At 45.9% G+C, this 21689-nt stretch carries 16 protein-coding genes; 5 read left to right on the top strand and 11 right to left on the bottom strand.

Features of this window, described 5'->3' with window-relative positions; all coding sequences use genetic code 11:
• The first annotated feature begins 364 nt into the window (after positions 1-364).
• Entirely contained in the window at positions 365-3640 is a 3276-nt protein-coding gene (locus HRE53_RS24860) for a DEAD/DEAH box helicase (RefSeq protein ID WP_235108366.1), read from the top strand.
• 53 nt (positions 3641-3693) lie between these two features.
• Here the strand turns inward: HRE53_RS24860 and HRE53_RS24855 are convergent, their stop codons facing one another.
• Together HRE53_RS24855 and HRE53_RS24850 are read right to left on the bottom strand one after the other, a co-directional pair.
• The gene (locus HRE53_RS24855; RefSeq protein WP_235108365.1) at positions 3694-5049 is read right to left on the bottom strand and encodes a CHRD domain-containing protein; all 1356 of its coding nucleotides are present in this window, start codon (positions 5047-5049) and stop codon (positions 3694-3696) included.
• A gap of 544 nt (positions 5050-5593) precedes the next feature.
• A complete protein-coding gene (locus HRE53_RS24850) occupies positions 5594-6808 on the bottom strand; it encodes a response regulator (RefSeq protein ID WP_212665730.1) in 1215 nt (404 codons plus the stop codon).
• A gap of 431 nt (positions 6809-7239) precedes the next feature.
• Between HRE53_RS24850 and htpG the strand changes: the two genes are divergently transcribed.
• On the top strand, positions 7240-9246 hold the full coding sequence (gene htpG / locus HRE53_RS24845; protein ID WP_212665729.1) for a molecular chaperone HtpG: 2007 nt from the start codon (positions 7240-7242) through the stop codon (positions 9244-9246).
• A 175-nt stretch (positions 9247-9421) separates the two neighbouring features.
• Here htpG and HRE53_RS24840 read toward each other — a convergent pair whose 3' ends face one another.
• Entirely contained in the window at positions 9422-9910 is a 489-nt protein-coding gene (locus HRE53_RS24840; protein WP_235108364.1) for a 2TM domain-containing protein, read from the bottom strand.
• Between the two features lie 487 nt (positions 9911-10397).
• Between HRE53_RS24840 and HRE53_RS24835 the strand changes: the two genes are divergently transcribed.
• Positions 10398-10712: a hypothetical protein gene (locus tag HRE53_RS24835; protein WP_235108363.1), complete on the top strand. Its 315-nt coding sequence runs from the start codon at positions 10398-10400 to the stop codon at positions 10710-10712.
• Positions 10713-10937: 225 nt separating this feature from the next.
• Here HRE53_RS24835 and HRE53_RS24830 read toward each other — a convergent pair whose 3' ends face one another.
• The 3 genes from HRE53_RS24830 to HRE53_RS24820 all read right to left on the bottom strand — a co-directional run bounded on the left by HRE53_RS24830 (position 10938) and on the right by HRE53_RS24820 (position 15040).
• Positions 10938-11267 carry a hypothetical protein gene (locus HRE53_RS24830; protein ID WP_235108362.1) on the bottom strand — a complete coding sequence of 110 codons (330 nt, stop codon included), beginning with the start codon at positions 11265-11267 and terminating at the stop codon, positions 10938-10940.
• Between the two features lie 232 nt (positions 11268-11499).
• Positions 11500-13593 carry a tetratricopeptide repeat protein gene (locus HRE53_RS24825; RefSeq protein WP_235108361.1) on the bottom strand — a complete coding sequence of 698 codons (2094 nt, stop codon included), beginning with the start codon at positions 13591-13593 and terminating at the stop codon, positions 11500-11502.
• 124 nt (positions 13594-13717) lie between these two features.
• Entirely contained in the window at positions 13718-15040 is a 1323-nt protein-coding gene (locus HRE53_RS24820; protein ID WP_235108360.1) for an MFS transporter, read from the bottom strand.
• A gap of 565 nt (positions 15041-15605) precedes the next feature.
• Here HRE53_RS24820 and HRE53_RS24815 point away from each other — a divergent pair.
• The gene (locus HRE53_RS24815; RefSeq protein ID WP_235108359.1) at positions 15606-15995 is read left to right on the top strand and encodes a hypothetical protein; all 390 of its coding nucleotides are present in this window, start codon (positions 15606-15608) and stop codon (positions 15993-15995) included.
• A 122-nt stretch (positions 15996-16117) separates the two neighbouring features.
• Here HRE53_RS24815 and der read toward each other — a convergent pair whose 3' ends face one another.
• The 4 genes from der to HRE53_RS24795 form a co-directional block, all read right to left on the bottom strand.
• Complete coding sequence (gene der, locus HRE53_RS24810) at positions 16118-17479, bottom strand: ribosome biogenesis GTPase Der (protein WP_212665723.1); 1362 nt, start codon at positions 17477-17479, stop codon at positions 16118-16120.
• Between the two features lie 33 nt (positions 17480-17512).
• Entirely contained in the window at positions 17513-18085 is a 573-nt protein-coding gene (locus HRE53_RS24805) for a phycobiliprotein lyase (protein ID WP_235108358.1), read from the bottom strand.
• A gap of 76 nt (positions 18086-18161) precedes the next feature.
• Complete coding sequence (fghA, locus tag HRE53_RS24800; protein WP_235108357.1) at positions 18162-19010, bottom strand: S-formylglutathione hydrolase; 849 nt, start codon at positions 19008-19010, stop codon at positions 18162-18164.
• A gap of 26 nt (positions 19011-19036) precedes the next feature.
• The gene (locus tag HRE53_RS24795) at positions 19037-19264 is read right to left on the bottom strand and encodes a hypothetical protein (RefSeq protein WP_235108356.1); all 228 of its coding nucleotides are present in this window, start codon (positions 19262-19264) and stop codon (positions 19037-19039) included.
• A gap of 391 nt (positions 19265-19655) precedes the next feature.
• On the opposite strand from HRE53_RS24795, the gene HRE53_RS24790 reads away from it, so the two are divergent.
• Entirely contained in the window at positions 19656-20783 is a 1128-nt protein-coding gene (locus tag HRE53_RS24790; protein ID WP_315876666.1) for a DUF6765 family protein, read from the top strand.
• Here the strand turns inward: HRE53_RS24790 and HRE53_RS24785 are convergent.
• A complete protein-coding gene (locus tag HRE53_RS24785) occupies positions 20772-21653 on the bottom strand; it encodes an inositol monophosphatase family protein (RefSeq protein ID WP_235108354.1) in 882 nt (293 codons plus the stop codon). The genes HRE53_RS24790 and HRE53_RS24785 overlap by 12 nt on opposite strands.
• Positions 21654-21689: the final 36 nt, after the last annotated feature.

Genomic DNA, 21689 nt, shown 5'->3' with positions numbered 1-21689 from the left:
CAATCCTAACATTGATAGAGAACCGCTTGCTTTACAGAACAGCATTCAGACATGTTGCTTATTGATTCTCATCTGACCTTTAAAAGGGATATCCATATGACAAGTTCACCCTGTAGCATGGGTATAGAAGATCACCGCCTAGACTCATGACTCTTGAGTTTGGGTAGACCGTTTATGCTCATAACAATATTTTCAGATTGATGATGGCTCAAAAGACAAATCACAGCCATCTCTTCACAACATCATCATGAGGCAAAGGTTGTGCCAATATTGTCATCACATTAACGAGTTTAAAGGTGATATCTGTCCTGTTTTTACCAGTGAATGGACCATACGTCTCCCAGGGAGTAATTACAACTAAATTATGGCGATCTTGCATGGTAGTTGGCGGCCAACCTCAGACCTTAAAGATGGGCATCAGTCAAACGCTCCGTCTAAACCCAGTGATCAGCAACCTTTAAATGGAACATTATTTATTTGGGCTGAAACTTGGCGCAGTGCAACCGCAAAACAAAGCCCAATTTCTGAAGAGACGTTGCCCCATCCTTTGGGAATGGACCCAAAGGAATTGAGTCAGCTCCTGCTAACGTTATATGAGTCTCGACAGCTGTTCCTCAGTCCCTCCCTACAATCGGTCGTCCATTCACCCCCAAAGCGTAAAAAAGCCCGATCTGCAAAAACTCGTTCCCCTACAGCGTCTCCCAGCACGGCCTCTTGGAATGCTCAAACGGTTACTTTGCCCGCCTATACCGAGGAAGAAAGACTGATCCCGTTTCACTCATCTACTGTATTAGATGAAGATGAGTCCTATGAACTGCACCCTTTCGAAGTACAAGGTTTAGAACTCCCTCCTGAGCAAGCATTAGATTTCTTAGCCGGACTTCCCCTACACACCAGCACGGATGAGGAGGCTTTTCTAGGGGAAGAGCTCCTTTTTTGGTGCCATTCAGTCCGTTGGGGGCTAGATTTACTCACCCGTTCGAAATTTATTCCCTCGATTCAGGCCCAAACAGACCAATCCTGCCACTTCTACTGGCAACCCTTACTGGATAGTGCGACGGATCGACAGCGGTTTCAACAGTTCGTTAAAGGGATGCCTCAAGCTTGTCTGTTTTATCAAGCCACTGTTACTCAAGCACCAGCAGTGGCATTGCCGACCAAAGCGGGATATCTGCTGACGGATTTTTTAACCCATATTATTGACCATCAGGTCCGCCAAGGAATTGATGATGAGTTCATCACCTCAATGCAAAAGGCAGGGGTTGACTCAACGTTTGGGCAATGGCTACCGGCCTTGAGTTCATCTAGCTCCGTTCTCAAAGAGACAAAAGAAAACTGTGGTACCTGGGTTGAGACCCTAAATCAATGGTTACGCCCCATTGAACAAAGTCTTCAAGAACAGCAGTATCGCGCCTGTTTCTATTTACAACCCCCAACAGGTCATACACACTGGAAAGTAGAGTACTTTTTACAAGCGACGGATGATCCAACATTTCTAGTCACCGCAGAGGTGGTTTGGAATACGACTTCAGAACAAATGGATTATTTAGGCCGAAAGATTGAGCGTCCCCAAGAAACGTTGTTGCAAGGACTGGGATTGGCCTCCCGGGTTTACCCCTTGCTAGAAGAAAGCTTACAAGGGGCACGACCGACAAAATTAGGCTTATCTCCGACCCAAGCCTATGACTTTATCAAAGCAGCAGCATGGCGGCTGGAAGATAGTGGGTTTGGAGTCATGTTGCCTCCCAGTTTGTCAGACCAAAATGCCATGGCAAACCGGCTGGGATTGCAAATTAAAGCCGCTGCACAATCTCGCAATGACAGTTCTATTGGTTTAGACAGTTTATTGAACTTTCAGTGGGAGCTTGCCATTGGGGGGCAAACTTTGTCTAAAGTCGAATTTGATCAGTTGGTTGCCCAGGAATCTCCCTTAGTAGAAATTAATGGCGAATGGGTTGAATTTAGACCTCAGGATATCAAAGCAGCTCAAAATTTCTTCGCCTCTCGCCAAAACAAAACTGGCTTGTCCTTGGAAGATGCCCTCCGCATCAGTACCGGGGATGCCTTAACCATCGATAAACTCCCGGTGGTCAGTTTTGAGGCATCGGGGTCCTTAGAAGCATTACTGACGACCCTCAGTGGCAACCAAACCTTAACAGCCATTTCTGAACCCCCTGGTTTTGAGGGAAGTTTACGCCCCTATCAAGCCAGAGGGGTGGGCTGGCTGACTTTTCTAGAGCAATGGGGACTTGGCGCTTGTTTAGCAGATGATATGGGCCTGGGGAAAACCGTACAGTTTATTGCCTATCTCTTACACCTAAAAAATGAAGGTCGACTAACAGGTCCGATGTTACTCGTTTGTCCCACCTCTGTGTTGGGGAATTGGGAGCGAGAAGTGCATCGGTTTGGCCCCAAGTTAAAGGTAGTAGTGCACCACGGTTCGGGGCGCCCCCAAGGCAAAACCTTCCTCAAAAAAATCAAACCCTTAGATTTAGTCATTACTAGTTATCCGCTAGTCTTTCGGGATGAAAAAACCTTATCAGCCCTCACCTGGCAGGGAATTGTCTTAGATGAGGCTCAAAATATCAAAAACTCTGAGGCCAGACAATCCCAGGCAGTCCGTAATCTGCAAGCTAAAGTGCGAATTGCCCTGACGGGTACCCCCTTAGAAAATCGATTAACGGAGCTCTGGTCTATTCTTGATTTTCTGAATCCGGGCTATCTCGGACCTAAGCCCTTTTTCCAACGACGATTTGCTACCCCCATTGAGCGATACGGTGATACGGCATCGTTGACGACGTTGCGATCCCTCGTCCAACCCTTTATCCTACGTCGAACCAAAACAGACCGAGACATCATCCAAGACTTACCTGAAAAACAGGAAATGACTGTCTTTTGCAGCTTGACTCCTGAACAAGCAAAGCTTTACCAAACCACGGTTCAGGAGTCGTTGGATGCGGTAGATGCTGCCAAGGGAATCCAGCGTCGAGGGATTATCTTAGCGACATTGGTCAAACTCAAGCAGATTTGTAATCATCCTGCTCAGTTTTTGCATGAAGAGACTTTAGATCTTGATTTACAGCGTTCAGGCAAATTGAAGCGGCTGCAAGAAATGCTAGAAGAATTACTAGATGAAGGGGACCGGGCGTTGATATTTACTCAGTTTGCAGCGTTAGGCAAACTGCTCCAACAGTATTTACAAACTAAGTTACAGCGAGAAACATTACTTCTCTATGGAGGCAGCAGCAAGAAACAGCGAGAATCGATGATTGATCGATTCCAACATGATCCCCAAGGACCTCGTATCTTTATTCTGTCCTTAAAGGCAGGTGGCGTGGGCCTCAACCTCACCCGTGCTAATCATGTTTTTCATTTCGATCGCTGGTGGAACCCCGCCGTAGAGAATCAGGCAACAGACCGGGTTTTTCGGATTGGCCAAACTCGCAACGTCCAGGTGCACAAATTTGTCTGCACTGGCACCTTAGAAGAGCGGATTCATGAACAACTTGAAAGCAAAAAAGCACTGGCAGACCAGGTCGTCGGTGCAGGAGAGAACTGGTTAACCGACCTCGATACAGATCAGCTCCGTAATCTGCTGTTACTAGACCGGAATGCCGTTATTGATGAAGAAGGAACATAACTCCATCTGTCAATAACGGCATCATCTATTGGTTACTTCAGTTCACCCCATGCCTATAACGTCAACATCTGGTTTTGAGCTGCGGTAATGTCACCTTGCACAGTCAGAGTATCCCCACTACTCAAGCTGGCAGTCATCTGGTCATGGCTAATCACAGTAGTTGACAGCAAGGTTGCTGATCCTAAATCCAGTTCATCCAAACCATCAAAATCCTTAAAAACAAACTGTTGCTGAAGATTATCTTCAACTACGTCCTCCCCCAGGACAAAGCGATCGTAGCTCCCACTTCCTTGCAGGGAAGTCTGAGAGTTGTCAGCCACAAGCATATTGGGCAAGTCCTCTCCCATCAGACCATCTGGTTGCCATTGTCCACGAATGGCCCCAGGCGCAGAGCCAACAGTATGAATATTCCAATACAAAGGAATATCCTCACTAGCGGCTGTGCCCCGGATTGTATTCACAAAATCACTCAATGGAATCAGGGATGGATCAGAGGTTTCCCACATGCCTTGTAAGGTCACTGAACCATCTTCATTACGGGAAATCCTTAGATCGTCACTATCTTGATCGTTAACCGTTAAATCTTCTAAATCAATGAGAGCAAAGGCAAGAGGACCATTTTCACCCCTAATCGCATTATGGATATGGACTTTGGTGACATCGTCACTCGTATCAGCCGTAAAGGCAGTACCATCGCCAATAAACTGTCCAAAATCTAAACCAAAGACAGTGAGCGTATAGCTCAAGGCATCGCCCGCACGATTCAATTCCAGAACTGACTGCCCAGACGCTTCAGGATTATTGCTGGGAGTTACTTCTTGACCAGCCGTTAACTCTGATGAAAGACGCACTGGAGGCTGGAATCCACGTTCTAGAAGTTGGCCTCGAATGGCACCCGATGGAGAGCCTTCAGTATGGACATTCCAGTATAAGGGGATGTTGCCCCCCCTTTCTACATTGCGAAAGTCATCAACAAACTCGCTCAGGGAAATTAAGGCTGGATCCGTTAACTCCCATCGTCCGGTCAAAGTAACAGATCCATCTACATTCCGCTGGAACTGCAAATCATCGGCATCCTGATTATCAATGGCTGGATCACTTAAATCGATGGGCGCAAAGGCTAAGGGGCCATTCTCACCCCTAATCGCATTATGGATATGAACCTTGGTCACATCATCACTAATATCTGCAGTAAAGGGGGTTCCATCCCCAATAAACCTGCCGAAATCTAAACCAAAGACCGTTAATTGATAACTTAAGGCATCTCCACCTGCATTTAATTGGAGAATAGAGGTTCCCCTGGCATCAGGGTTATTGCTAGGTGTAACTTCTTGGTTTGCAGTGAGTACAGAAGCCACTCGAACTGGAAAACCAGCACTATCCATCTGCTCTAGAGAAAGTGCAGGCACAACAGGGCTGCTAGCTAATAATATCCCCGGAGGGACATTTCGAATCTCTTCTGTGGGGGTTGATTTGCCTTTCTGCTCTACCTTCAGGCCAGTCTTCCGCTGTCAGCTCAATATTATCGAGGGGAAAAATCAAATGTGCCCCCCTATTTTCGAGGAATTAGATATCCCATCACCATTGCCCCCCAAATATAACTAAATCGACATCAGACTCCTCGGTTGCAACCGGATATTTTCTTGTGGAGATAAGCATAAAATAACCTTCAAAAAAATATTAGCGATGAAAATAATGTGAGCTCAAACTGCCAATGGGGAAAATTTGAAATAGTTAGCTATAGGTATAAAAGCAAATAGATGCTATTAAGATCAAGCCAAACTGGCAGATACTTTACAAGATATAGATAGGTTCTAAGACATAAAGAAGAAAACTAATTCTACAGATTTAGTACTCCAATTCTTTGTCATAAGCCAAAAGATATCTAGTCTCTTAAGACTTGCCTTCTATTATTTTTAAAAAATTAAAACTTAGCCCTTTACATCCAATCTATCAGGCAGGATTTTGGGGCAATGTAAAGTACACATTTGTGCCTTTACCCATTTCAGACTCCACCCAGATTCTGCCATTATGACGTTCTAGAATTTTCTTGCAGGTTGCCAATCCCATGCCCGTCCCTGAATAGTCATCTGAGTTAAGTCTTTGGAAGACCTCAAAAATCAACTCAACTTGGTCACTATCTAAACCAATACCGTTGTCATGAATACTAAACAGGTAACTTTGCGCTTTATGGTTATCCTGCTGATCATAATTCCCAAAAGACAGATACCCAGTACTGCCTGTTTTCTCAGCCACATCTTGTGGCAACAAACTCACTGAAATTTTAATGTCCGGTTTGTTATTAGGGGGCTGAAATTTCAAGGCATTAGTGATGAGGTGATAGAAGAGCTGCATTATTTGGTTCCTATCTGCCATGATGGTCGGCAAAGAGTCATGGTGAATAACAGCAGATTTCTCAGTAATTTCTACCTGAAGGTTATCGAGCACCATGGCCAAAATAGATTCACAGGCAATTTCCTCAACAGCCAGCTCTTCATTGCCGACTCGAGCATAATCCAGCAAAGCATCAATGAGCTTCTGCATCGTCCCGCTGGTATCTCGCAAGCGTTTTAAATATTCAAACACCTTGGGGTTAGTATTCGATTGGCAGCATTGTTCAACGAGTCCGATGGCGAAGAGAAAACTTTGTAAAGGTTGCTTCAAATCATGAGACATTACATGGGCAAACTGCTCTAATTCTCGGTTTGACCGCATTAATTCTTGATTCTGTCTGAGCAGTTTTCGCTGTTGGTTTTGCAGCTGTGTTCTTAAACGACTAATGGTAATTTGATTTTCAATCCGTGCCAGTACTTCAGGCAATTCAAAAGGCTTAGTAATGTAGTCAACACCACCCAATTGAAACGCTCTAACTTTATCCATCGCTTCATCTAGAGCGCTGATAAAAATTACTGGGATTTCACGGGTAACGGGATCCGCCTTTAGATGTTCACATACCTCATAACCTGACATTTGAGGCATTTTAATATCTAGCAATATTAAATCGGCACGAGTATTTTGTAACGTTGTCAAAGCCATAAGACCACTGCGAGCACAGCGAACTGCGAATCCTTCTTCCGTCAGCATGCTGGAGAGGATACGCAGATTTTCTGCCGAATCATCAACGACCAAAATATTGGACTTTAGGGTTTTATTCGGCAAAGTTGTCATTCTTTCATTCGCAAAGTCGGGCTGAATTCAACAGAAATTTAACCAAATGGCAAAAGATTCTCAATTTTATTCCTAATAGTACAGGGTTTACACCTTAATCAAGTACTATTTCCGCAAAATTTCAGATCCCTCTTTATCACTCAAGGATATATTAATGATCAGTTCTCCCATAGCCTATAGGATCCCTCTAACTATTGATTCCGATAGAAATAGCTAACCCTTCTAAGGTTGTAAAATACTTTCCTCGTAGACATTAATTATTTTAATCACTGGTTCTGGATCCATCTCTTTCAAGGGTTAGATAGGTAGGGATATCCGAATCCCATACCATCGGTGATCTCACCTGCTCTTACCGTATCTAAATGGCTATTGAAAATGCGATATTTTAAGGGAAATGATGGAATTACTATTGATCGCCTGAACGGATACCAATGACTATGCTGGAACAAGGCACAATTTCGATACATACCGAGAATATCTTCCCGATTATCAAAAAATGGCTCTATTCAGACCATGAGATTTTCTTGCGGGAACTGATTTCCAATGCAGTAGACGCCATGCAGAAGATGAAGATGGTGTCGATGGCCGGGGAATATTCCGGTGAAGTGGGGGAACCTGAGGTTGTTATCACCATTGATCAAGACAACAAGCAGCTCACCATTACTGACAATGGCATCGGCATGACGGCCGATGAGGTCAAGCAATATATTACTCAGGTTGCCTTCTCCAGCGCTGAAGAATTTGTCGAGAAATACAAGGATAGTGGCGATCAGGCCATTATTGGACATTTCGGCTTGGGCTTTTATTCTTCTTTTATGGTGGCGCAAAAAGTTGAAATTGATACCCTGTCCTACAAAGAAGGGGCTGAAGCGGTTCATTGGTCCTGTGACGGCAATACCGACTATCAGCTAGAGGCCTCTGAATGGAATCAGCGAGGTACCAAAATTACCCTCACGTTGATGGAAGAGGAGGGTGAATATGCCGAAGAAGCTCGAATCAAGTCTTTGGTCAAGACCTACTGTGATTTCCTGCCTGTCCCCATCAAATTAGGGGATGAGCAAATCAATAAGCAGAAGGCTCCTTGGAAAGAGTCTCCTAGCAGTCTCACTGACGAAGATTATCTGGAGTTTTATCGGTATCTATATCCCTTCCAGGAAGACCCTTTACTGTGGGTGCATCTCAATACAGACTATCCTTTTATCGTTAATGGCATTCTCTATTTCCCAAAGCTGAAGCCTGACATTGATGTTACCAAGGGGCAAATTAAGCTGTTCTGCAATCAGGTGTTTGTCAGCGATAACTGTGAAGAGGTGATTCCTCAGTTCTTGATGCCGCTGCAAGGCGTAATTGACAGTAGCGACATTCCCCTCAATGTCTCCCGCAGCTTTTTGCAAAACGATCGCACGGTAAAACGAATTGCTGATTACATTGCTAAGAAAGTTGGTGATCGCCTGAAAGCTCTGTATCGCGACGATCGAGATGCCTATATTCGCTGTTGGCAAGATGTGGGAACTTTCGTCAAGTTTGGCGCTATCAACAACGATAAGTTTAAGACACAGATCGAAGATATTCTGATTTATCGGACGACGGCTGAACTGGCCGCAGCAACCGTCGAGACTCCTGCTGAACCAGCTGCTGAAAAGGCTGAGGATACAACAGATGATGCTTGGGCAGATTCTCCAGCAGATGCCCCAGATGCCCCTACGACTTCAGCAGAACCACCCCATACCACCTTGAAAGAGTATCTGGAGCGCAATAAGGAGCGTCATGAGAACCAGGTATACTACAGCACTGATGAGGTCAACCAGGCCACTTATGTCTCCTTGCTGAACAATCAAGGTTTGGAAGTTCTGTTCCTGGATACTTTTATCGATACCCATTTTGTTCCGTTTTTGGAACGAGAATATACGGACGTTAAGTTTGCTCGGGTGGATGCAGATTTAGATGAAACCTTAATCGATAAAGATCAAGCAGCGGAAATTGTCGATCCCACCACAAACCAAACGCGCAGTGAAATCATTAAGGTGTTGTTTGAGCAGTCTCTGGGCCAACCCAATTTGACGATTCGTACGGAAGCACTGAAGTCGGATACTCCCCAAGGGGCTCCTCCAGCCATGGTGCTGTTACCAGAATCTGCTCGCCGGATGCAGGAGATGATGGCGATGATGCAGCAACAGACGATGCAATTTCCCACTGAATATACGTTGCTGGTGAACACGTCTCATCCACTCATTCAAAACCTGTTAACCCTGAGCCAAGGAGGGGTGGTCCAAGCGGATGGCCAATCCCCATCAGGAGAATTGGCAAATCAGATTTGTCACCATGTTTATGATTTGGCCCTGATGGCTCAGAAAGGGTTTGATGCGGAGGGAATGCAGGCGTTCACTGAGCGCTCCAACCAAGTGTTAACTCGGTTGACTGAGTTAGCTGCCAAGTAGGTTCACTGAACATTGGGGAAGGACTATGCTGTTTTTTCCCAATGTTCAACCTTTCGAGAATGAGAATACGTCAACGTCTAGGGCCGAGAGACCTGTTTATAGTCCCCTTAGTATCGATGCTGAGGGGACTATGTGCTTGCAGATCAATAAATGGTATGAGAGACGCTTTACTCAGCTAGACACTCAACAATCGTCCCAGCCAGGTATCGACTTTTTTTTGAAACTGATGCTTGCGTTCCCAGCGCCGAAAAGCCTGTTCGTAGGCTTCATCTCCGGTGTGATATACATTCCAGGTATTCAGTCCTAAGCGCAATCCCCAGATCAAGGCAATATACAAGGACCATGGGGAGGAAAATCCCATCAGGGTATTGATCAGGATAAGACTTGCATTTGCGATCGCATATCGTCCTGCTTTTTTCCGTAAGTTAGCGCGACGGTATAGATTAAAGCTTTGGCGCTTCACTAATTCCCCTTCTTGGGTTTTGATACTTTGGGCTGCTTGTTCCAAGGTGATTTGGGGAATCGCCAGCTCTTCGGCGATTTCCAAAAGCTGCGCATGGGAAAATTCACCCTCATAGTCTTGCTGTGCGATCGCAAGGTTGAGGATTTGCTGAATTTGCTCTTGGCTATAGGTCAATGTTGCTTTTGACGGTTCCGTTGCCATGCCAAACTATCCAGTATCTCAATACTATTATGACAAACTTGCTGACCGTCACAGTTCGAATAGGGTAGGGCTAGCCCTAATCTTTTTTTAAAACAACCTGTTATCGGTCCACGTCAGTACATGTTGAGAAGGCCTCTAATGACCATATTGTCGGCTGTTTGGCCCTAATCTCAGTGCGTTCAGAAAGGGTTCGGAAATTTCTACGTCTTTCCCCTAGCTTTGCTAAACAGGTATCACTTCTGTTACCCAGAGATTAACGCCAGGAAACCTAATAGAATTCGTCTATCTAACCCGAGTCGTTTTCCTATCCATCGCCATCCAATTTCTATCTGGCAACGCTTCAAGACAGAAACGGGATTAACCGGAACTTCACTAATACATGAGAAGTTGAGCCCATAGGAGCCTCCTTCCCCATGCAATTCATTCCCAGATAGGGAAAATTGAGGGCGACTCTCCTTTAGACGAATAACATCTTTATAAATTTTTTATGGCTAGATATACTTGCTCAACAACCGTTTCACAGCCTTTAGATAACGTTTACTCTAGATTACAAGCATTTTTAGATGGGAACGGCTTAGAAGTCTTATTTTTCCAAAAGGACTGTCTGATTGCCCGAGAACATCCTGGACAAGTTGCCCAGGCCAAACTCGTCACCATTGAAGTTGCGGTGGAAAATGCCCTTGGCTCTGCCAATGCTAAGCAGATGGATGTGGTTGTGACTAACGAGGAATTGCCTTTCCACAGACAAAATCATTGCTTTCAGATTTTTAATCAACTGAGCGAATTGCTCAATATATGTTGAGGGTTTAAGGCGCTGCCAAACATTTTTCACCTTACCTAGGTGAGATGTTCCAATGGGGATAGCCTTCAACCCTGACGTCCTTCGGTTCAGAATTTCTCGCTCAAACTGGCCATCGTTGTATCGCTCATTTGTCCAGCAACTGGCCCGGTAGATCAATCCTCAAGGTTCATCTACCGGGCCAGTTGCATTGGAACATTGACTTAGATCCAATTCAGTAGATTGGAACTACCACAATCCACGGACGGGTTGTGGCGCAACTTCATCTGCTGGGGCTGTTGGGGTAGCCGGGGCTGGATCGCTAATTCCAGCAGGGCTAGCCGGTGCAACATCACCTGTAGGAGCTGCAGGAGCTGGGCTATCAGCACCACCAATAGAATCAGAACTCTCTTCTACTGTTGTGGGTGAAATAGTCTGGCCACTATTAGGAGTTGTGGGATCAGGAGTGGGAACGGCTTCAGAGGCTCCAGGAGTAGGGGCCGCTTCAGGGGTCGGTGTGATTTCATCGGTCGCTGCCGGGGATTGGTCTGGTTGAGGAACGTCTTGAGACCGAACCATCTGGGGGGGGGGACAGAATAGAGAAGCTCACTAAGCAACCTAAGGCGGCTGTGGATAAGACGCGTCGTTGAATGCTGGGTACTAATTTAGTCATTAAAATGACCTCAAAGGTTAGGGAACAGTTGCCTAAAAGGACGAAATTTCGAGCACCAAAGTTTCAAATATTTTGGCAAAAAAATACGCCCTTTTACCAAAACCTCACCCTTTTCTAGTAATATCTATATTTGGGACGTTATGGCAATTTTTCTATACTCTCAATAATATTCTGGTAGTCTTTTGTTTTCCCTTGAGATTGGTAAATATCTGCAGCTTTTTGTAAGTCTTGAATAGCCTCTTGTTTTTTGCCGAGCTGGCTTTTTACGGTACCGCGATTCTCATAAGCTTTAGCATACTTAGGATCTATGCGAATCCCTTGGGTGTAGTCGGCAATTGCGGCTTGTGTATTCCCCAAGGCTAATTGAGCTGTTCCCCGGTTGGTATAGGCTCTGGCATATTTGGCATCAACCCGAATCGCTTCAGTATAATCAGTAATTGCCTGCTTCAAATTGCCAAGGGCAAAATAAGCAATGCCCCGATTATTGTAAGCCTGAGCATAGTTGACATTCAGGCGAAGAACTTGGGAATAATCTGCGATCGCAGCTTTGGTATTGCCCAGATCTGACTGCACAATGCCGCGATTAAAGTACGCCTCATAATACTGAGCATCGATCTGTATCGCTTGGGAATAATCTGCGATGGCAGCCTGTTTTTTCCCGACCTCAGAATAGATCGTCCCTCGATTGTTATAGGCTTGAACATGCTGGGGATTGAGACGAATCGCTTCCGTAAAATCAGCGATGGCAGCGAGTTTATCTCCTAACTGACTGCGTACCAGGCCTCGATTATTATAGGCATCGACAGAGGTGGGCTTGAGACGAATAGCGGTGGTGTAATGGGCAATAGCCCCCGGCAGATCATTGAGCCGACGTTTCGTAATACCACTATTAAAGTAGGCTTTCGCATTTTCAGGGTCTTTTTGAATCGCGGCTGCATATTCACGTAGTGCCTGTTGATAGTCCCCTGCGGCAAACTGTTGATCCCCTTGTTGGAGATGGCCTTGAACTTGTCGATTGACTTCTGCAACCGTGATCGCTTTGGGTGAAACGGTAAGTAACCCTTGGGCGACGATATATCCGATGCCGCCGAGAAGAGCCAAAGTGAGTAGGGCACTCCCAACCACCTTGCGAGGAATGCGGAGAGATGTGTCTTTTTGGAGAGAGGTAGCATTAGATTGGGGCGCGAGATAAAAAATAAAAGGCTTGGATCGACGGTCTACAGAAGATTCAACCACCTTCGTAGGCGGTAAAGACGCTTCTAGGGAATTCTGGACCTGCACTGGCAATGGTAACGTCGAAGCTTTGGGTAGAGCTGTTGTGGTACTGGCATCTGGGGTCAGCACCCTCCGAGTTAACTCCTTGAGGGCTGCTTCTGCGGACTGATAGCGGTTTGAGGCCTCTTTTTGCAAAAGCTGACTCAAAACTTGCCTTAGTAAAGGGCTGAGGGGTTGGGAAACATAGGAATGCCACGACTCTAGCCAACTGTAGCCATGTTCCGTTGCCAGAGTGGACGGAGACGTTTGGCTTAGGAGATAAAAACAGCTCGCCCCCAAGCCAAATAAATCACCACTAGGCGTCGCAATGCCTAAACGCATTTGCTCATAAGGAGCAAAGCCAGGAGACCCCAAAACAGTTCCAGATAGCTCCTTCGCCGGATCAGGAATGGGTTTAGCAACGCCAAAATCGATCAGCACATATTTCCCGGTTCCAGGAATATGCATAATATTGTCTGGCTTAATGTCTCGATGAATAACACCGCGTTCATGGATGTATTGGAGAACCGGAAGCAGATGAAGCAATATCTGCTCAATCTGGCCTCCAGAAAAAGCACCTTGATGTTCTAAAAGCTGCTTTAAATTTTTCCCTTCTATGTACTGCTGGATCAGGTAAAGACAGCCTTCGTCTTCAAAATAGCCCAGTAGAGCAGGGATCTGAGGGTGGGTCCCCAATTGCTGAAGCTGTTGGGCTTCCCCTTCAAACAGCTGGATAGCCTTCTGTGCCATCCAGGTATTGGTGGATTGGAAGGTGAGCTGCTTAACGACACAGCGCTTATTGAGGTTATCCGTATCATGGGCCAGAAAAGTTCGGCCAAACCCTCCTTTCCCCAAAAGTTTGACGACTTTATAGCGGTTTCTGAGTAACGCCGATAGGGGCGCACCACATCGTTGGCAATAGTGAACTCCATCGTGGTTTTGGGGATGATCGCAGGTAGGACTGAGGCAACAGATCATGTTGCAGTATCGAAAATATGAGGAACCATACTCAATTCTAACTTTCTAGCCACCGTGATCCTTGTAGCATCGGTGCTGAATCCATATCTTCACTTCCCCCAATGGGAACAGGCCCCCTGCAGATTTACACCTTTGCCTCAAGACTATGAGTTTTAGCTTTGCGATACTGCTTCGATAAGGTTCGGTAGGAGTGCGATCGCATTGCCAATACGGTCAATATCAATCCCACCAGTCCCGTCACCGTAAACACCAGGGCGATTCCTCGATCTCGACCAGTCCCAAACCAAGGACCCAGGAGTTCGACCCCAGCCCCCGTAGTCATAAACGGAATAAAAACAAACTGAGCAATGGGGCCAATCATAAAGGCAGTCAGGGGTGAAGCAGATTGTTCAATACTTTGAGCAAAGCCAAAGACACGGCCCTGACGTTCATAAGGAATCACCGTTTGTAAGATGGTGTGTTCTGCCGCCTCAACCACTGGGTCTAAGCAGAGAAAAATAAATGCGCCAATCGTTAACAACACAATTGATGCCTGGATTGTGAAAAACATGGCAACCAGCCACATTCCTGCATTGGCAAGAAAAAGGGTTCGCAGGGGATTTTTGCCTAGCCCTCTCCGAGCTACTATGATGCCGCCCAAAATAAATCCTAAGCTCAATCCTCCCCATAAAATACCCCAGGTTTGGACTGAAACCAGTGACAAGCCATAGGCATCCATCAGAGACATAAAGACTCCCCCCAATAAGTTATTGAAGGTATTGAAGAAAATGAGAGCAAACAGTCCAGGAACCAGACGAATGGCCCGAATGGTGCCACGAATATCAATCTGATTCGTTTCAGATTCTGTAGGGATGATTTCGCCCTCAGGAATGGAGAGGGTTACCAGATGAATCATAGCTAGCAAGGTAAATGCGATCGCAATTCCCAGCATCCATTGCACACCTAAAAATCCAATCACCAATCCACTCAAGGTAGACGCAACTAGAAACGAGATGCCATCACTTGTCCCCACCAAGCCATTGGCCTGATCTCGTTTGTCTTCAGGGATTAACAGCGTAACCAGGGTAGATAAGGCAATAGATCGTAAATTACCTGCGATCGCACCGGTCAATACCAAGAGAATGAAACCCCAAAGTCTGGGGCTACCAGGATCTGTAAAGACCGCAGGGTCAGATAAAGCGAGGATGCCATAGGCAAGGGTGTATAAAATAAGGGAGCAAAGGCTAGAAAGCATCATCACCGTTTTCTTGCGATAGCGATCCACCAACGCCCCCAAGAAGAATCCAGAAATAGAAACGGTGATCAGATAGATTCCCGCCATCACCGACATTGCCAATACAGACTCAGTTTGCAAATAGACCCAAAATGTTGCCGCAAACCAAACAAAAGTATTCGTCAAAAGAGCAGTCAAAGAGTTGGCCAAAATGGCGTAGAAAACGTTAGTCATTTTTTCCCACTTGCGATCATTTAAATCTTGGCCAGAATTATCTGAGTGCTTTAGCAGTAAATGGTTGTAGCACAGTTTATATATGTCAGAAATGGCAAGTCAACTCTGTTTAGGAAAGAATAAGTGCTTCCCTAATCCCTACTAACCACCTTCAAAGTGAGTTTTGCCACACAATCAAAGTCAGAGGAGAGTATTTACTGGCATAAGATTAGCCCCAATTCCCTGGCCAAAGCAGGATTGGAGCCTCATCCAAACAAGCTTGTAAGAATAGAGCTAGAAAAACTACATGATTAAAAAAAATCTAAGTGATAGCCGAAGAAATATTTTAGTACAAATGTACTATACAAAGCTGAGTTAACAGGAAAACAAGCCTCGTAAGGTTCAGTGCAATGTATTTATTCCCAGTTCACTCCCTATTCAAACTTGCAATAGGAAAGTTTAGAGCTTAAAGCAAAGAAGCTATAGCGTATTACTGTATGAACCTCTCTTGATAGAACTAACTTTTCGTTAGACTGGAAATAACAGTCTAGCCTTTTTCAATTTCTTAATACTGGTGGATATCCTGATGAAATGGCGTTCAAAATCAGCAGTTCTATTGCTAGGATCTTGCTTATATTTTTCACCTTCTTTATCTCAGGCTCAGGAGAAAAATAGTCCATCTCCAAAAGCTTCAGATATACAAGACACTTCTCCCGCTTCTCTATCAGAGCAGAAGTCAGAGAACACCTACTCTAACCCAGATCTTTGTCAAATCAGTCAGAAATTATCAAATACTGCACAGTCAAATCCACAACCCAATTCAGGCTCACGTTCAGTGCTATTAGATTCACCCAATAATGGAAGATTCCGTAAAGGGTTCCCACTGACTAAAGTGTTAGGTTCTCTTTCAGAGAATGATAATCAGGAAAATTCTAAACCCTCAAAACCTAAGCCAAAATCTAATAGCTGCAATTAGAGTTCTGGATGATTCTCAACTCATAAATACAATCGCATTTTACTATTAACCCTGCTATATACCATATATCCTAAATCGCTTAGAAATCAGGAATAATGTAGTCATTAAATCGGTAAATTAATTCAAGCTCGGGTTGCTCGGTTAGCAGTATTTCGTTCCATATCTCGCAGCTTCTTCCCTCGCCAAAGTAGGCGGATAGGGGTGCCCGTAAAGTTTAAATTTTCACGGAACTGTCGTTCAATATAACGACGATAATTGTCTTTGAAGTGGACAGGATTATTCACAAACAGAGCAATCGTAGGCGGCTGGCTACTCACCTGAGTGCCGTAGTAAATTTTGCCTTGCCGTCCTTGGCGAGTTGTAGGCGGCGTATGCCAGCTCACAGCTTCTTCCAAGACCTCATTAATCACCGAAGTCGTCACCCGCTGTTCAAATTGTTGAGCAGCAGTATCCACCAAGTTCAGAATTTTTTCTACCCGTTGTCCCGTCTGGGCACTAACAAAGATCATTTCTGCCCAGTCCATAAAATTGAGACGGGCTCGAATTTGCTTGCCAAATTCATTAATGGTGTAGGTGTCCTTTGTGACGGCATCCCATTTGTTGACCACCAGAACACAGGCCCGACCATCATCAATAATGCGTCCGGCTAGCTTCTGGTCCTGTTCTGTCACACCATCCAAGGCATCAATCACAAACAATACGACTTGCGATCGCCGTATCGCTTTAAACGCCCGATTAATGCCAAAGAACTCCGGCCCATAGGAGACATTCTTTTTACGACGAATTCCTGCCGTATCAATAAAGCGATAGGTTTGGTCACCTCGACGGACCACCATATCAATCGTGTCGCGGGTTGTCCCCGAAATGGGGCTAACAATCGAGCGATTCTCGCCAACAAAAGCATTCAGCAGACTAGATTTACCGACATTCGGCCGTCCCACTATCGCCACCTTGATCTCCGGTTCTTCAGCCGCTTCAGGTGTTTCTGAGAAATGTTCGACCACTTGATCTAAGAGATCCCCGGTGCCATTACCATGGATTCCCGAAACGGGTAGGGGTTCATCTAAAGACAATTCCCAAAATTGTGCAGCCTGGGTGATGCCTTGATCCGGTGATTCGCACTTATTAACCGCCAGTAAGACGGGAGTATTTTGTAACCTCAACCAACGAGCAATTTCATGGTCTGCGGGGGTAGGGCCTGCCTGCCCATCCACCACCATCACCACTACGGTGGCCTCTGCTAAGGCAATCATGACTTGCTGGCGGATAAAGGGGAGGAATTCCGTCTGATCATCAAACACGAGTCCGCCGGTATCCACTAGGGAAAAGTCTCGACCATTCCAGAGGCCAGGACGATAGGTGCGATCGCGAGTGACGCCAGGCGAATCATGGACAATCGCGTCCATCATTCCCGTGAGTCGATTGACTAGGGTTGACTTACCCACATTTGGGCGACCAACAATGGCAACAATGGGTAACCCCATACTGATATCCCTATTTCTAAATAATTTGAATGATTACTTCTGCAAGCCGTTTACTTCGTCGAGGCGGCATGGGGCAGCTCTTCTGGCGCAGGTTCGGGCAAAACCCCCCATCCGCACTTCAGAATACCAAGTCGCTTGATATAGTTGATTCGCCTGTTTTAAAAGACTGATGCGCAAGCGCAAATTAGGGCTGGCGAACCATACCCGTTCCTCCAAATGCAATTGATCTTGGGTTCCCGTTAGGATCAGTCTTTGATCTTCGTCAATATGAAAATTAAGTCGCATAAAAGGGGCTGAACCCACCTGTTGTAGTATTTCCCCTTGGTTAGATACGTTCGATAGGGCCACCATCAGTAGCTCCCCCGCTTCTTGAGGTTGGGCCTGAAACCCTTGTCCCTTCCAGGAAATTTTAGCGGCGCACTGAGCCAAGGTCGGATCAGTCTCGGCCGCTTTGCACAATTCCAAAACAGCCACATCCTCTAAGCTTAGCTTCTCCACACAAAGCTGCGCTGATTGGGCATCAGAAGATAAATTTCCAATCTGATGACAGGTGCGCTGCGTAAACCATCGGCCACAACTTTGTTGAATAAATGCCTGGATGTTCATGTAACTGAGAGGGTGGGCAATCCCCTAATTTTAGGACATTGTTTCCCCTGGTACCGAATTTCAGTTGAGGAAACCCTTACAAACCCAAATACTCGGCATGAAATTTGATGTGATCACCGATAAAACTAGCGATGAAATAGTAGCTATGGTCATAGCCTGGCTGCATTCTTAGGGTTAAGGGACGCTGGGCCTGGTCACAAGCGTCCTGTAGCAAGTGAGACCGCAATTGTTCTTCGAGAAAAGAGTCCGCCGTGCCTTGGTCCACTAGCAGGGGGCGATCATCTTGGTATTGATGCACTAATTCACAAGCATCATATTGCTTCCAAGTCTCCATATCCACGCCTAAATATCTGGAAAAGACTTTATGTCCCCAAGGGCAGCGCGTAGGAGCCACGATCGGGGCAAAAGCTGAAATGGACCGATAGCGATCGCGATTCCGCAAACCACAGACTAACGCCCCATGTCCCCCCATGGAATGACCACAAATACTTTGTCGCTCAGGATTGGCAGGGAAAAACTGGGCAATTAGTGCCGGTAGCTCTTCCACGACATAGTCATACATATGATAGTGCTTGGCCCAAGGGTCAGCTGTTGCATTCACATAAAACCCTGCACCAGTTCCTAAATCCCAATCGTCCTTGGCACCTGGGGTTTCGCCATCCCGAGGGCTGGTATCGGGTGCCACTAGCATGACGCCATATTCGGCCGCATATCGCTGAGCCCCCGCCTTGGTTACAAAATTCTCTTCTGTGCAGGTGAGTCCCGATAAAAAGTAGAGGACGGGAACCGGACCTGTCTCGGCCTGGGGAGGCTGATACACAGCAAAATTCATGGGGGTGCGGCAGGTTTGGGAGTCATGACTATAGAATCCCATGGTGCCACCAAAGCAGACAGTCTCCTGGCGACAGGTGAATGATACGGACATAGATGCAATCTAGAGCAACTTCGCCATTATGGGGGATTGGTGATGCGATCGCACCTCCAATCCACAGATTGTTTAACCTCAATTGACGAACCACGACCAGGCATAAAACCGCATTTGCTAGCCGCTAACCCAATGTACTGATTACCCCTCGCACGACTTACCGTTTGGGCATAAATCCAAAAAACACAGGGTACAAATAATACCGTTGCGATTAAACCTGTATCCTTCCCATGACGACGCAAAATTAAACACATCTGACCCACTCAATCATCATTATTGCTCAATCAATAGATCGATATTTCCCCAAGACAAAGCCCCATCAATGGCTAGCAAATCTGGGCATGTCCCTAATATTGAAGGATTAAATTTAAATTCCATTTCTTCAACGGGTTAAGCTTCGTATTTCCTGAAATTAAGGTTAGTTTATGGTCCGCTGCCGCGCTGGTCCCTAACCGACTAATTCCTTTCCTAGTCACACTCTCTCAAAACACCTTAGAGCAATGCTTAGCCATCAAATTTTCTCTAAAAATAGGTTGCAGAATCAGCATCCAAGTCACAATCTCGAAAAGATAAGCTTGCAGGCGTCCGTCACCATCTTCAGGTAGTGTGATAGCAACCCTTTCCGCTAAGGGAGCCACACCCAGAATGCAAATAGATTTCCATAACGGCGTCACCTATATCGTGGCCCGTTTGGCTGGGTTCGATCACCCAGAAGCCAATGTCATTGCCCACTGCGCTCAATATGTTGATGACGCCACCAATTCTGGCTTAATTCGCTTTAACAATGGCACTGTATTCAATCACATTAGTTCTGCCCATAAACTGCTGGATTATCGGAATTTTCGCCAACTAGCAAACTATCAAGTTTGGATTCCGTTTCATTTTTTGCCGGGGAATGAGGGGCTGTCCGCCCACCAGAACCCTAATGGCACCTTTATTAATAAATTAATCTGCCGACCCAATAGCCATGTAGCCCAGGATATGTTGCGAGAATGTATCCAGCTGCGCCAAACCGATCATGGTCTGTATCGGCTGGGCATTGCGATGCATGTCTATGCTGACACCTGGGCTCATCAGGGATTTGCGGGAGTGAACCACCAAGTGAATGAAGCCAGAAAACTCATCGACTCCCGGGGCAATCTCGACCTTAAATTCACTAAAAAGGTCAAAGCCTACTTCAAAAAGAATGTCGTCGACAATTTTACCGGCCATCTTCTGAGTGAAGTCTTTCCCCTTGGCCATGGAGCCGTCTTAGGACATCCTGATAAACCCTTTTTGAAATGGGGCTATACCAACGGCCTCAACGAGAAAATTGTCAGAAACAACCCCCAAGACTATTTAGAAGCGGCAGATCACATGTGCCAGTGGTTACAGCGCTATCGGTTGGGGGATCCAGATGCCCGAGTTACTGGGCTACCGCCAAAGGACAAGGTTGTCATTGCTGAGCACTTACAATCCATCACCCATAAAAATAATGAGATTCGGTATCGACAGTGGCTAGACTTAATTGGCCAGGGGCGATTTAGTTTTGGCACTGCCCATCTTTCCTATGTCCATAAAGGCATCGGCTCTTGGAAACATGATGCGATTGGGACTGAAGCCTTGCTTGATACAGGGGAAGAAGTCTTTCAGTATGACCCTAGTTTCCTAGAAAGCCATTGGAAACAGTTCCATGAAGCCTTGATCGCCCATCGCTCTTATATTGTCGGGACGTTGCTCCCCCAGTACGACATTCATATCAAGGTGAATCAACCCATTAAACTAACTCGCTGAAATCAGTAAGTGTTGAGCGACAGCCTGCATCAGATCTTGGTGAACCGTCGCTGAAGTTGCCACTATTAAGCCGGGTCGTTGGTAGTTTTGACTGGTCTGTAAGGGCGGCAGAGGATCTCCCGTAAATGTGGTAACGATACAGCCTGCTTCTTGGGCTAAGAAAGCAATGGCAGCTCCATCGATAAACTTACCCGATTCCAAGATGGCACCAGCAAATTCTCCTTTGAGAATGGCATTGATATTGGGTGCAAAGGTATCTGCGGTATAGGCCGTTTTCAGATCATTGATTTGATAAGCAGGACCAATATCAGGAAGGCGATCCGAGAGTCCCCAACCCAAATAAATGAGAGGTTTTGGATTCTCAAGTTGGAGTTTCTGGCACTGGTCTAAGGAGGATTCTAGAGAACCCAAAAAGGTCCCTACGCCCTGCAGGGCATAGTAATAGCAATCCTGGGCCGGTGAAATGGCGAGGACTGCCTCATATTCGTCTTGGTTCAGGACACCCACAATAATTTGATAATTATCATGACCATCTAGGTAAAAGCGGGTGCCGTCAATAGGATCGAGGGTGACTAAATAATCTCCATCTGGCCCTAAATCAATGGCTCGGAAATATTTGGTATTGGCTGTTTTTTCATATTCCTCCCCGTAGAACCGGATTTGAGGATAAGCTCCCAAAAGGGCTACTTCCACCAAAGTTTGAATCGACAAATCGGCATCTGATAAAGCAGCGCCAAAGTGATTTTGCTGATCGGTTTTTTCGGGACAGGCCGCAATCACAGGCTGAATATTTTTGGAATAGGCAGCGGCTAGTCTTAAAGGCGGTAATAACGTTTCTAGAATCTGCCGAGGCGTAGGTGAATTAGACATAGGTTCCATCGTTAACGGGCAAACAACCCCTTCATA

It is taken from the genome of Acaryochloris sp. 'Moss Beach', assembly GCF_021497025.1.
GTDB classification, from domain to species: Bacteria; Cyanobacteriota; Cyanobacteriia; order Thermosynechococcales; family Thermosynechococcaceae; genus Acaryochloris; species Acaryochloris marina_A.
Note: the sequence above shows the minus strand (reverse complement) of the source record. Positions and strands in the feature narration are given on the sequence as shown.